The following is a 12824-nucleotide window of genomic DNA, read 5'->3' as shown; positions in this document are numbered from 1 at the left end:
CTGGGGCATCGAGGTCGTAGAGATCAGTGGGCGCGGCGGCGGGCCATCAGGTAGGCCAGCGCGCCCAGGGCGACGAGGCCGCCGGACGGGCGTGTGGGGCGCTGGCCGCCCATCGCGGCGGTGGTGCGCGGCTCGTGGACCTGCAACGCGAACTGGCGGTTGGCGATGTCGCCGAGCACGCCCCGCATCTGCTCCGGACTGGTGACCGCGGCCAGCAGCAACTCCATGGAATTGCGGGCGAACTGATGCCGCCCCAGGAACTCCCGGCCCAGCGCGAAGAGGATCTTCGGCACCTCGCCCTGGAACACCTCCGGCAGGGCGATCTCCGGTGCGAGGCAGCGCACCGAACCGTCCAGGTTGGCGAACGACTTGCCGAGCAGCGAGACCGCCGGCGGTGAGCCGATGCCCCGCTTGGTCGCCTTCGCGAGCACGGTGGTGAGGGAGACGCCGAAGTTCAGGTCCTCCAGGGGCAGATGGGAGACCTTGGGCACGAACGCCGCCATGTCGGCGGCGAACGCCGGCATGTTGGACCACGACGTCACCCGGCCCATCTCGGCCCAGTGGTGCGCGAGCCCGGCCCCGTCGTTCTGCGCCAACGTCATGAACAGCGGCAGCAGTTGGAGACTGGTACGACGGTCCAGGCGGCCGACCATGCCCCAGTCGATCAGCGTCGCCGGGCCGCCCGGCGCCGCGAAGACGTTGCCCGCGTGCGGATCGGCGTGGAAGACGCGGTGCACGAAGTAGCCGTGGTACATGAAGCGCAGCAGGTCCTTGCCGATCTCGATGCGCTCGGCGTCGGTGAAGTGGCCGCGGTCGACATGCCGGACCGATGTCCCCGCGGCCAGTGACTGGACCAGGACCCGGGGGCTCGCGTGCAGCACCCTGGGCACTTCCAGTGTGCGGAAGGGGCGTACGTACTCGCGGGCCTCGTCCATGTTGCGGGCCTCGCCGGTGAAGTCCAGTTCCGGCTCCATCGCGTCGAAGACGGAGCCGAGCATCGCCTCGATGTCGATGACCTCGTTGAACCGGGGCGCGACCCGGGCCACGATCCGCGACGCCCGGCGCATCAGGGCCATGTCCGCGAGCACGCCCTCGCGGATGCCGGGGCGCTGGATCTTGACCACGGCGGGCCGGCCGCCGGGCAGCGTCACCTTGTAGACCTGGGCGAGGGAGGCGGCGCCGAGCGGGGCGACGGTGTCGACGTCGTCGAACCGCAGCTTCCAGTCGGCCCCGAGGTCCCGGGCCAGGACGGGCTCGAAGACCGCGAACGGCTGGACGTCCACCTGGTCGTGCAGGTTCTGCAACTCGTCGCGGATCGACTCCGGCACCATGTCGGGCCGGGTCGACAGAATCTGTCCGAGCTTCACATAGAAGGGGCCGAGACTCTCCAGGGCATGCCGCACGGCCTTGGCCCGCCGCTCCTCGGCCCCTGCGGAGGTCCCGGTCGAGGTTCCGGCGGAGCCCGCGCCGGCCCCGGCTCCGGCCGGTCCCGCCTGCCCCTGTCTCGTACGTCTGCGCAGCCGCGTGGCCTGCCCGACCTCGTCCACGACGAGGCTTCCCAGCACCTTGACCACCAGCCGCAGCCGATCCCCGACGACAGACGTCATCGTGAGTGATCTCCTCAGGTAGAGCGGGAGGTGGGTGCGTCCGGTCCCCCCGAGCGAACCGGACGCGCCCCGCCGGTGGGCCTAGGCCGCCTTGCCGGCCTGGCCCTGCAGTGCCTGGATGAGCTTCGGGATCAGTTCGAGGAGCTGGGTGAGCTGGGCCGGCAGCGAGAGCAGGTCGCCCACGCCCTCGGCGGCGTTTCCGACGCCCCCTGCCAACTGGCCCATGCCCCCGGCGAGTTGCCCGAGCCCGCCGAGCGCGCTCGCCGCAGCCAGCGGGTTGGCGGCGCCTCCCGTGAGCGCGGCGAGGGGGTTGGCGGCCCCGGCGGCCCCGGTGAGGGCGGCGAGCGGGTTGGCGGCTCCCGCGGCTCCCGCCGCTCCGGTGAGCGCGGCCAGCGGATTGGCGGCCCCTCCCGCGGTCCCCGTCAGCGCGGCCAGCGGATTGCCCGCCGCCCCCGCGAGCAGCGCGGCCGGGTTGGCGGCGCCGGCCAGGGCCGCCAGGGTGCTCGCGGGGAGCGCGGCCAGGGCCTCGACGGAACCGGAGGCGGACGACGACTTCCCGGATCGGTTGAGGATTTCGTCGAACGCCTCCTTTCCGTTGTCGGCCATATTCCCCATGAGGTCCTTGAGAATGTCCTGCATGTTCTTGTCGGACATGAGCGAGTTTCCCTTCGGTCGGTTATCCCGTGGCATCTTCCATGGCTTTCACACAGGCCGTTCTGAGGCGTGCCCGTCCTCTGGTGAAAGCGGCCTCTGCTGCTTTGAGGGAGATGTTGTGCATACGCGCGAATTCCGCCGTGGAAATTCCCCTGGCCCGGGCGAGTATGACTTCCTGCTCCCGCCCGCGCAGCTGCTGGACCTGGTCGAGCAGCCATTTGCCGAAGTCCTCGTCACAGACGTCCTCCTCGGTCGTCCCCGGATCGTCCTTGAAGGCCGTGCGCTGTAACAGGCGTCTGTGTCGTTCCATTTCACGATAGAAGTCGGTGCACAGGCGCAGCGCCACGGAGGTGAGAAAGGGCCCCAGTCGGCTGCCGTCCAGGGCGGAATGCGCGGCCGCCCGGGCCATCGTCTCCTGCACGCAGTCCTCGGCGTCCTGAAGGCTCGGAAGTCGTCGTCGGACCAGCCGCATGAGGCGGTCCCGGTGCTGGGATATGTCATCCCAAGAGCATGGGGCGGACGATGGGCAGATGGAATTTTGCGCCATATGGAGTGCAGCCCGTAGTCTCTCGATCGAGCAGGGGAAATGGTGGCCCAATTCAGATTTGTGGGCCCCGAATTTTTCCTACCCGAGGCGCTGGGGCGGCAAACCGTGAGTTCTTCTTGCGGAAAGAGCAGGAGTGATTTTCCGGGCGCGCGCCCCGCGCTTATTTTCGCGAGGGAATCTCCCGCCGCGCCCAGTCGCGGTTCCAGTTGACCCACATGTCCCGCACGGTCTGCTGCACCAGGGCCGAGCCACGCCGTACGTCGGTGCCCAGTGCCTGCGCCGCCTCCTTGCCGACGAGCCGCGCGCCGCCCGTGAAGTACAGGCCCCGTACGTGCCGAGGGGAGCGGAACTTGCCCCACAGCAGGATCCTCATCAGCGGAAACAGGGTGAACACCCCGGACGGGCAGCGGTCCTCGGGGTCGAGAGTGCCCCACACCGCCGGGCACAACCCGCTCTCCCGCAGCAGATCGAAGATGCGCGTGACGGTCTGCTCCTTCGTCAGATCCCCCGCCCCATAGGCGAGTACGGCGTCCCGGGCCTGCTCGAAGAGCTGCCCGACCCAGGGATTGTCGACCCCCTGGAGGCCCCGGTAAGGGGCTTTCTCCAGCGCGTCGAAAGACGCCGGATCACGCGTCTTCTCGAATGCCACGGCGGCCTGGTTCTGCGCATTCGTCCCGTACAGCGTGGTGATGGTCCACACCCGGTTCCACGCGTTCCACAACTCGAAGTCGTCGAACGACAGATAACTGCACGACACCAGGTCGTCGTAGAAGCGGAACATCCGCTTGATCCAGTGCTCCAGATAGGCGAACCGGGCCGTGTCGAAGTCGCTCTCGCGCACCGCGCCGATGAGCCGGTGACCGAGCGCGTTGAGCGCCATCACGGTGACCGCCAGCCCGCTGGAGAAGAGCGGGTCGATGAAATCGCTGGCGTGCGGCAGCAGGCACCACCGGTCGCCGACGACCGTCCGCGACGAGAACTGCGTACGGTCGGTCGACACGTACGGCCGAACCGCCCGCGCCTCCTCGAACTGCCGGGCCACACTGGGGAACCGCCGCACCTGGCGCCAGAACTCCTCCTCCGCCGACACCCCTTCGGGACGCGGATGGCGGTCCATGTCCAGATTGATCCCGACGCTGCACAACCCGCTCGTGCTGGAGGTGTGGTTGTCGAACGGGATGACCCAGAACCAGCCGCCCTCGAAGAGATGGTGCAGCGTGCCCTGGCTGAACGGGCTGGGCATGCCGTGCTGTTCGCGCGGCGGAGCGACGGTGTCGAAGGGGCGCACGTTCACCATGTGGGTGAAGATGGTGCGCGAGCGCGTGCGGTACGGCGGCTCCTGCCGCAGCCCCAGCCGCTCCGGCAGCAGCGCTCGCATACCGCCGGCGTCGACGAGGTACGCCGCCTGGAAGGTGCCCTTCTCCCGGGTGACGAGAGTGACGCCGTCCTCGTCGAACTTCACGTCGTCCACGACCGTGTGGGTGTGGGCGGTCGCGCCGTAGGAGACGGCGACATGGAACATGTAGGCGTCGACGTCCTGCCGCAGATAGTGCGAGTCGGGTCCGAGCGGCGGTCCCCAGGTGGGGTACTGGGTGCACTCCTCGGCGCGAGTGGGTTCTCCCTCGCGGTGGTACACGAAGCTGAAGTTGCGCTTGACGCCGCAGTTCGACGACACATGGCGGCGCAGGGCCCCGTTGGTCGCCAGGTGCTCGATCTCCGGGACGTCGTAGCGGCGGGCCAGGACCCGCAGGCCGAAGGTGGTCTCGGGGACGGTGGACTCTCCGATGGCGAACCGGGGGTGCCCGCTTCCCTCCAGAAGCAGGACTTGCACGCCGTGGCGGGCGAGGATCGCCGCCAACATCGTCCCGCCGATGCCGCCTCCGACGATGGCGACATCGAAAACACGCTGGTCGTCTTGCACGTCTTCGTCCTTTCGCGACGGGAAATGCGCTGTGCCGGGCCGGTGTCCGGCGGCCGTCAGACCGCCGGGCCGCCCGGCAGTGCCCGGCGCAGCCCGCAGGCGGCGACCCGGGCGGAGAACGACAGGGCGAACCAGGGAGTGGGTGCCAGCGCGGCCAACCGCCGCCGCTCGCCCGGCAGTCGACGGGCACCGCGCCCGGTGACGTCCAGCCAGGCCCCGAAGTGCAGCAGCCGCGCCTCCGGACCCGAGTGGCGCGCGGGCCGGGGCCGCATGTGATCGCGGACCGCCCCGGTCAGGGCCGCGCGCCGCGCGTCGTCCACGCCGTGCCCGGCCAGGAAGCGGTCGAGCAGCGTGGCCGACCGGCCGGGGAATCCGCCCCGCAGCGGCCCACCACCCCAGGTCAGCCCGGTGTCATGGAACGCGGTGGCGACGAACAGCCCTGCCCGGTCGTAGTGGATCCCGCGGGCCTGCGCGAAGGCGTCGGCCAGCAGGAACGTACGCAGCGAGTGCAGCGCCGTACGCGGCGGCACGAGCCGGTGCAGTTCGCGCAGCGCCGCCGCCACGAGCCGGTCCCCGAGCAGTCCCACCACGTTGGGCTCGGCGAGCAGCGGACGCCATGCCTCCGGCTCCGCGTCGAGCCGGCCGACCTCGCCCGGGCCGGGGCCCGGTGCGTCGTGCGGCTTCGCCGGGCTGCCGGGCGGCTTCGCGGGGATGTCGTGAGGCTTCGCAGGCATGACGAACTCCTCTCGCATATGCGACATGCCGGTTGCGCCTGTCTCTTCTCTTTACGCGCGCGCCGGGCTTCCCCCTGCCCCCGTCCGGCCACCGCCCGGACCTTGGCCGATCTTCGCCCTCGCACCGTCGAACGCGAATACGGCAGGGCGCGAACACGGCGAACCCGGGCAGGGATGAGCGGCACTGACCAGTCGCCACCGCGCTCGACAAGGAGCCGCCAGTGAAGGCCAGTACGTCACACCTGCCGGAACCCACAGCCACCCTCGCCCCGCGCCGGATGCTCCTGGGCTACGGCGCGTTCGTCGGGATACCCGTCGCCGTGACGGCGCTGATCCTCGCGTCGGTCGGCTACGCGGGCCCCTCCGGGCACGCCCCCGCCCACTCGGCGGCCGTACCCCTGTACCGGATCCTCGGGGCCCTGGCCCTGGTGACCGCCTGCGCCGCGGGGGGCGGAGCACTGGCCCGGCGGATCGGACAGCCCCGCGTCGTCGGGGAGATCGCCGTCGCGCTGCTGCTGGGCCCCTCGGTGTTCGGTGCGCTGTTACCCGACGCCCAGCGCCTGCTGCTGCCCCCCGAGGTGTTCCCGTTCCTGAACACGCTGGGTCAACTCGGCGTCACCCTCTTCATGTTCACCGTGGGCCGCGAGCTGTCGCTGTCCGCCCTGCGCCGGGACGGTCTGTCCGCATCGACACTTATCGGCCATTCTGGCATCGCCATCCCCTTTCTGACCGGCGTCCTGGTCGCCCTGGCCCTCCCGGACAGCTACCGGCCCGCCGGCGTGGGCGACGTCGCCTTCGTGCTCTTCATGGGGCTCAGTCTGAGCATCACGGCCGTACCCGTGCTGGCCCGGTTGCTGTCCGACGAGGGGAGGCTCAACACCCGGCTCGGCACCCTCGCGATGGCCTCGGCGAGCGTCGCCGACGTCACGGCGTGGTGCCTGCTGGCCCTCGTCCTGGCGATCGCGAGCGGCGGTTCACCGGCGGCGGCCGCCGCCACCGTCGGCTGGGTCGCGCTGTTCGGTGTCGTCGTCTGGTTCGTCGTACGCCCGCTGCTGGACCGCCTGCTCGCTCCGGGCCGCGCCGACGGCCCGATGGCGGCGGCCCGTACGGCGTCCATCGTCCTGGTGACCGTCCTGCTGTGCGCGCTGGCCACCGAACAGATCGGCGTACACGCGCTCTTCGGTGCGGTGGCCGCCGGGCTGGCCATGCCGCGCACCGAGGCGGTGGAGCAGATCGCCTGGCGGGTGGAGGGCCTCACCAGCTGGATGCTGCTGCCCTCGTTCTTCATGGCCGTCGGCCTCAGCACGCATCTCGGCACGGTGCACGGGGCGACCGGCTGGCTGGTCTGCCTGGCCGTGCTCGCCGCCGCGGCGGTGTCCAAGTTCGTCGGCACCGTGGTGCCCGCCCGGCTGCTGCGCTTCTCCTGGCGGGAGTCGGCCCAGCTCGGCGCGATGATGAACTGCCGGGGCCTGACCGAACTCATCATCCTCAACACCGGACTCGCGGCCGGACTGCTGTCGCCCGCGCTGTTCGCCATGCTGGTGGTCATGGCACTCGCCACGACCGCCATGACCGGACCGCTGCTGCGACTCATGGACGACTGACCCGGCGTGCGGCGGGGGACCTGCGCGCCGGGCATGCTCTTCCGTTCCCCGTTCGGCGGAGTTGCCGGGTGCGCGGGGCCGGGCAGCCAGACACCGTGATCACTGTGCTGAACGTCCACGAGCGCACCCTCCCCGCATCCCGGGACACCGTCGGCGCCCTCATCGACGCGCTGGGCGGCGCGGACGACCGGCTCTGGCCGCCCGACTGGCCGCCGGTGCGCTTCAAAGGGCCGCTGGCCGTCGGGGTGGCCGGCGGCCACGGCCCGGTGCGCTATGTGGTGAGCCACTATGTGCCGGGCCACTGGGTGCGCTTCCGGTTCACCGGACCGCGCGGATTCGACGGCTTCCACGAGTTCAGCGTCGAGTCCCTGGACCGGGAGGTCACCGTCCTGCGCAACACCCTCGTCCTGCGCCCGCACGGGGTGCGCTGGCTGGGCTGGCTGCTGTTCTTCCGGCCCCTGCACGACGCGGCCTTCCGGCACAGCCTGGACTGCGCCGAGCGTGCCCTGACCGGGCGCGTGGCGCGCCCCGTGAAATGGGGTTGGTACGTCAGGCTGTTGCGCGCCGCGACCGCCCGCCTCGCGCCCCGACTCGCCGCCTGAGCCGGATCAGGGGCGGGGCCTTCGGGACCGTAAGACCGGGAGAACGAAGGACGGTTGCTCGCAGGAAGGCGGATCGCCGTGAGTTTCCCCCATCCGAAGATCCCCGGCATCAACACCGACGACGTCACCACCGACCTCACCGAGGCACCGCACCGGGCGGCCGGGCTCGGCCAGGCCGCCGTCGCCGGAATCGTCGCCACCGTCGACGTGGAGGCGGGGGAGGACGACTGGGAACTGCCCCTGACCGAGGAACATCCACGCCCGGTGGTGCTCGTGCACGGCACCTTCGGCAACCGCGGCTACACCTGGACCGAGGCGGCACCGCTGCTGAGGCGGAACGGTTACCGCGTCTTCCGCCTCGACTACGGGCAGCACCTGCACCCGGTGATCTTCGGGCTAGGCGACATCAAGACCTCTGCCAGGCAGCTCGGCGAGTTCGTCGACGAGGTCCTGCACCGCACCGGCGCCCGGCAGGTGGACCTCGTCGGCTTCTCGCAGGGCGGCATGATGCCGCGCTACTACCTGGGCGCCCTGGGCGGCGCCCCCAAGGTGCACAATTTCGTCGGCATCGCCCCCAGCAACCACGGCGTCACCGCCCAGGGCCTGATGAACCTCGCGCGACAGATCCCCGGCGCCAGGGAGCTGGTCGAGCAGGGCGCCGTGGGCACCGTCGTCCCGGCCTGGCCCCAGCTCCAGCACGACCACCCCTTCCAGCGTGAACTCGCCGACCTCGGCGAGACCACGGAGGGCGTCCGGCACACGGTGATCGCCACCCGGCACGACGACGTGGTCACGCCGTACACCTCGTGCGCGCTCGCCGAGACCGAGGGCCGGCACGTCCGGAACGTCCTCCTCCAGGACCTCGACCCCGACGACCACACCGCGCACGCCGCGATGCCCTACAACCCGACCGTGCTGAAGGTGGTCCTCGAAGCGCTGGCCGAGTGAGCGTACGGCCGGCTCAGCGGCTGCCGTCGAGGAGCACCCGCGCCACCAGCGCCGGATCGTCGCTCATCGGCACATGGCCGCAACCGGGCAGCCGCACGAGACGGGCCCGGGGGATGATCCGCTTCGCGCGGACGCCCTGCCGGGGCACCAGCAGCCGGTCCTTGCTGCCCCACGCCACGGTGACCGGGATCCCCGACACATCGTCGGTGAACTGCACCTCCCTGCCCGACCGGAGCGTCTCGAAGAAGCCCTGCGCGCGGGCCAGCCCGAGCGTCTCGGCGACCACGGACTCGGGCGAACGGCGGCCCGGGCGGGCGTAGATGGAGCTGGTCAGGGCGGCCCGGCCGGGCGCCGAGCGGGACAGCCACTCGACGAGGGGGAGCGGCATACGCTCGGCGGTCCGGCGCATCCCCGTCAGGACCGTGAAGGCGTACTGCCGCTCCCACTGCGACCAGAACCCGGCCGGGGACAGCGCGGTGACGGAGCGCACGAGGTTTGCGCGACCGAGGTCCAGGGCGAGCAGACCGCCCAGCGAGTTGCCCGCCACATGCGGCCGCTCCAGCTCCAGGGCCTCGCACAGGGCGGCGAGCACGCCGCTCATCGTCGGCAGGTCGTGCCCCAGTCCGTCCGGCAGCGCCGGGGACTCACCGCAGCCGGGCAGATCCACTGCTATCACGTCGCGCTCGGGGGCCAGGACGGGTATCACCGGGTCCCACACCTGACGGTGGTGGCCGATGCCGTGCAGCAGGAGCAGCGGTTCACCGGTGCCCACGCGTGCGTAGGAGACGCTCATGCTCTGTGGGCCGAGCGGAGTGGGGATCTTGAAGGAGACGGTCGCGGACATGCTGCTCCTCGGCGGGGCGAACGGGCCGGTACTGGGTAGACAGCCTGTCAGCAATTGCTACTGGCGGGTAGACCCGAGGGGCGGGTGCGTCGATTTCGCCTGGACACGGCCGGACACGTCGGATGGGATGGTGCGGTGACCACCGATACCGAGACCGACGTCTTCGAAGAGCACAGGCCCGTCCTGCTGGGCGTCGCCTATCGCATGCTCGGCCGCGTGGCCGACGCGGAGGACGTCGTGCAGGAGGCATGGCTGCGCTGGTCGGGCGCCGACCGGTCCGAGGTGCGCGAACCGCGCGCCTACCTGGTGCGCATCACCACCCGCCTCGCCATCGACCGGCTGCGCCAGGTCAAGGCGCGGGGCGAGACCTATGTCGGCCCCTGGCTGCCGGAGCCGTACATCACCGACTTCGGGGACACCGTCCCGGACACCGCGGAGCGGGCCGTCCTCGCCGACTCCGTCTCCCTGGCCGTCCTCGTCGTCCTGGAGTCGCTGTCACCGCTGGAGCGCGCGGTGTTCGTCCTGCGGGAGGCCTTCGGGTATCCGTACGCCGAGATCGCCGTCATGCTCGACCGCGGCGAGCCCGCGGTGCGCCAACTGGCCGGCAGGGCCCGCAAGCACGTGGACGAGCGGCGGACCCGCTACGACGTCGACCCCACCCAGCGCCGCGACCTCACCGAGCGGTTCCTGGCCGCGGCCGCGGACGGCGACCTGGAGGGGCTGATGTCAATGCTGGCCCCGGACGTGCGCCTCGTCGGCGACAGCGGCGGAAAGTCCAAGGCGCCGCTGCGGGTGCTGGAGACCGCCGACAAGGTGAGCCGCTTCATCGTCGGCGCCGCACGCAAGAGCGTCCCCGACCTGTCCTGGCGGTTCCTGGAGCTCAACGGCGGACCCGCGGTGATTGCCCTGTCCGGGGACAAGCCCGACTCGGTCTTCCAGCTGGACGTGGTCGACGGCCGGATCCAGGCGGTCTACATCATCCGCAACCCCGACAAGCTGCACTCCCTCGCCGACGTCTAGGTCACGTTGCCGGCATGTCGGCAAGATGTCGCTGCGCGAACACGCCGTGAACGTTCCCGGTGCATGTGTACGTGCCGCGACATGGGATGGAGGATTGGTATTGACCAAGGTGGAGGGCCGTCCTATGGTCGCAGAGAAGTGCAACAACCTTTAATAAACAAGGGCGCTAAAACGCCGCTGGGCCACGGCGATTGCGGAGGACAGGGTGGGGACCACGCAGCTGGAATCGGTGCCGGAACCGAAGTACTGGCATCTGAAGACCGTGCTCAGTGAGGCACTGGAGACCGAGTTCACGGTGGGCGAGATCCTGCCCAACGAGCGCGACCTGGCCGCCCGCTTCGGCGTCGCCCGGGCCACGCTCCGCCAGGCCCTGGAACAGCTCGAACTGGAAGGCAGGCTGCAGCGCCGCCGCGGCGTCGGTACGACCGTCGCGCCCCCGCGCGTGGGCGTCGCCGTCGGCACCGAGCAGCACGCCTGGCCGGGCGCGAACGACGACGTCTGGCAGCCCGCGGACTGCACCCAGGCGGTACCGCCCGCGTCCGTCGCCGACGCCCTGGAGACCGGCCGGGACGAGCCCGTGCACACCGTGCGCCGCTCCCGGGTGACGCATGGTCAGCCCCTCGCCGCCGAACTGCTCTACGTCCCGCAGTCGTCGGTGCCCGACCTCACCGCCATAGACGCCCCGTCCGGAGCGGCACGCGCGCGTGCCGTGCTGCGCGAGTTGCAGCACCTGCAGTTGGAGGGCCAGGAGAACGCCGTCGAGCTGGGCTCGGCGCGCGCGGACGACGCCAAGGAGCTGGACCGGCTCCCCGGAGCGCCCGTCCTCGTCGTGACCACCCGTTACCTCGCCGAGGGCCGCACGGCCGCGCTCTCCGTCGCCACCTACCGCGCGGACACCTGCCGGCTGACCTTCGGCGACTCCGGCAGCGTGGAGATCCACCAGGACCCGGAGCGCCGGGCGTCCTGACCGCAGTGACGACATATGCCGCGCGCCCCGGACCCGCTCCGGGGCGCGCGGCGTACGTCCGCGTGACTTCGCGCTGACCGGCGCCTCTCAGCGCCGCCCCGTCACCGTGCCCTCCACCGCGAACAGTTGCTCCTCCACATGGTCGAGCGCCAGCCGTAGCGCGCCCGTCGCCACCGCCGCCTCGCCGAGCAGGGACAGGGCGACCTTCGGCGGGCGCAGACAGTAGCGGGCCAGTTCGAGCCGCAGCGGCTCCAGTACGCCGTCCAGGCCGGACGCCCAGCCGCCGACGACGACCAGTTCGGGGTCGAGGGCGAGGACCAGGGCGGCCACGTCGTGGACGAGGCGGTGGATGAAGCGGTCGACGGCCGCGCGGGCCCGCTCGTCGCCCTCACGGGCCTGTGCGAAGACCTCGGCCACGGCATGTTCGTCGAGGGGGCGCAGGGGCTCGTCCGTGGTGGACAGCAGCGTCTCCGGTGTGGCCTCGCGGCCCAGCAGATGCAGCGCGCCGATCTCGCCGGCCGCACCGCCGAACCCCCGGTGTAGCTGGCCGCCGATCAGCGCACCGGCGCCCGGACTCAGCCCCGCCAGCACGAACACGACGTCGTCGGACTCGGTCGCCGAGCCCTTCCAGTGCTCGGCGACCGCCGCCGCGTTGGCGTCGTTCTCCACCAGGACCGGGCACTTGAAGGACCGGCTCAGCCGCTCGCCCAGCCGCAGCCCCGTCCACTCCGGCAGCGCGGCCCCCAGCCGCACGGTGCCGTCCGCGTCCACGATGCCCGGCGTCGCGACCCCGACGGCCCGCAGCGAACTGCGCGCGACGCCGGCCCGGCGCAACAGCTCGGCGACGGCCGTTCGCACCCTTTCGAGCCGCTCGTCGGCCGGAGCCGCCTCGTCGACGTCCTTGGCGATGGCGCCGAGCACCCGTCCGTCCAGGTCGGCGAGGAGCGCCGCGACCCGATGCGCCCCGATGTCCAGGCCCAGCAGATGACCCGCCTCGGCCCGGAACCGGAAGCGCCGTGCGGGCCGCCCCTGCCGCCGGACGACGGACTCGTCGGCCGCCTTCTCGACGACGTAACCCGCCTCGATGAGCCCTTCGACCACGCCCTCGACGGTGGGCCGGGACAGGCCGGTCACCCGGGTGATCTCCGTCAGCGTCGCGGCGTCCGTGGCACGCAGCGCGTGCAGCACCACCGCGGAGTTGATCCTTCGCAGCAGCGAGGGATCCCCGCCGGTCAGCCGCGGCAACGTCCGTCCTCCCAGCTCGTGCGCATGTTGGCCGGATGCTACCGGCCGAGACGGACCCCGGCGAGTCCCGTCCGCCACACGTACCTGGGATCACCTTGCCCGCACAGGTCACTCCGGCCCGCACAGGCCAC

At 71.4% G+C, this 12824-nt stretch carries 12 protein-coding genes; 5 read left to right on the top strand and 7 right to left on the bottom strand.

The window, feature by feature from the left end; all coding sequences use genetic code 11:
- Positions 1-23 precede the first annotated feature (23 nt).
- The 5 genes from POF73_RS34640 to POF73_RS34620 form a co-directional block, all read right to left on the bottom strand.
- Positions 24-1607, bottom strand: coding sequence for an ABC1 kinase family protein (locus tag POF73_RS34640; RefSeq protein ID WP_272123050.1), 1584 nt, complete (start codon positions 1605-1607; stop codon positions 24-26).
- A gap of 81 nt (positions 1608-1688) precedes the next feature.
- Positions 1689-2261, bottom strand: a complete 573-nt coding sequence (locus tag POF73_RS34635) for a hypothetical protein (protein WP_272123049.1) — start codon at positions 2259-2261, stop codon at positions 1689-1691.
- Positions 2262-2283: 22 nt separating this feature from the next.
- Positions 2284-2733, bottom strand: coding sequence for an RNA polymerase sigma factor (locus POF73_RS34630; RefSeq protein WP_272123048.1), 450 nt, complete (start codon positions 2731-2733; stop codon positions 2284-2286).
- 235 nt (positions 2734-2968) lie between these two features.
- A complete protein-coding gene (locus POF73_RS34625) occupies positions 2969-4729 on the bottom strand; it encodes an NAD(P)/FAD-dependent oxidoreductase (RefSeq protein WP_272123047.1) in 1761 nt (586 codons plus the stop codon).
- A 56-nt stretch (positions 4730-4785) separates the two neighbouring features.
- Positions 4786-5463 (bottom strand): hypothetical protein, encoded by a 678-nt coding sequence (locus POF73_RS34620; RefSeq protein WP_272123046.1) that lies wholly within the window; start codon positions 5461-5463, stop codon positions 4786-4788.
- A 221-nt stretch (positions 5464-5684) separates the two neighbouring features.
- On the opposite strand from POF73_RS34620, the gene POF73_RS34615 reads away from it, so the two are divergent.
- The 3 genes from POF73_RS34615 to POF73_RS34605 all read left to right on the top strand — a co-directional run bounded on the left by POF73_RS34615 (position 5685) and on the right by POF73_RS34605 (position 8617).
- Positions 5685-7067, top strand: a complete 1383-nt coding sequence (locus tag POF73_RS34615) for a cation:proton antiporter domain-containing protein (RefSeq protein ID WP_272123045.1) — start codon at positions 5685-5687, stop codon at positions 7065-7067.
- Positions 7068-7162: 95 nt separating this feature from the next.
- Positions 7163-7669 (top strand): SRPBCC family protein, encoded by a 507-nt coding sequence (locus POF73_RS34610; RefSeq protein WP_443049680.1) that lies wholly within the window; start codon positions 7163-7165, stop codon positions 7667-7669.
- 78 nt (positions 7670-7747) lie between these two features.
- On the top strand, positions 7748-8617 hold the full coding sequence (locus POF73_RS34605) for an alpha/beta fold hydrolase (protein WP_272123044.1): 870 nt from the start codon (positions 7748-7750) through the stop codon (positions 8615-8617).
- 13 nt (positions 8618-8630) lie between these two features.
- Here the strand turns inward: POF73_RS34605 and POF73_RS34600 are convergent, their stop codons facing one another.
- The gene (locus tag POF73_RS34600) at positions 8631-9461 is read right to left on the bottom strand and encodes an alpha/beta fold hydrolase (RefSeq protein ID WP_272123043.1); all 831 of its coding nucleotides are present in this window, start codon (positions 9459-9461) and stop codon (positions 8631-8633) included.
- Positions 9462-9596: 135 nt separating this feature from the next.
- Between POF73_RS34600 and POF73_RS34595 the strand changes: the two genes are divergently transcribed.
- On the top strand, positions 9597-10481 hold the full coding sequence (locus POF73_RS34595) for an RNA polymerase sigma-70 factor (protein ID WP_272123042.1): 885 nt from the start codon (positions 9597-9599) through the stop codon (positions 10479-10481).
- Positions 10482-10686: 205 nt separating this feature from the next.
- Positions 10687-11448 (top strand): GntR family transcriptional regulator, encoded by a 762-nt coding sequence (locus POF73_RS34590; protein WP_272123040.1) that lies wholly within the window; start codon positions 10687-10689, stop codon positions 11446-11448.
- 87 nt (positions 11449-11535) lie between these two features.
- Here the strand turns inward: POF73_RS34590 and POF73_RS34585 are convergent, their stop codons facing one another.
- A complete protein-coding gene (locus tag POF73_RS34585; RefSeq protein WP_272123039.1) occupies positions 11536-12693 on the bottom strand; it encodes an ROK family transcriptional regulator in 1158 nt (385 codons plus the stop codon).
- Between the last annotated feature and the right edge of the window lie 131 nt (positions 12694-12824).

The organism is Streptomyces sp. HD, assembly GCF_028369295.1.
Taxonomy (GTDB): Bacteria; Actinomycetota; Actinomycetes; order Streptomycetales; family Streptomycetaceae; genus Streptomyces.
Note: the sequence above shows the minus strand (reverse complement) of the source record. Positions and strands in the feature narration are given on the sequence as shown.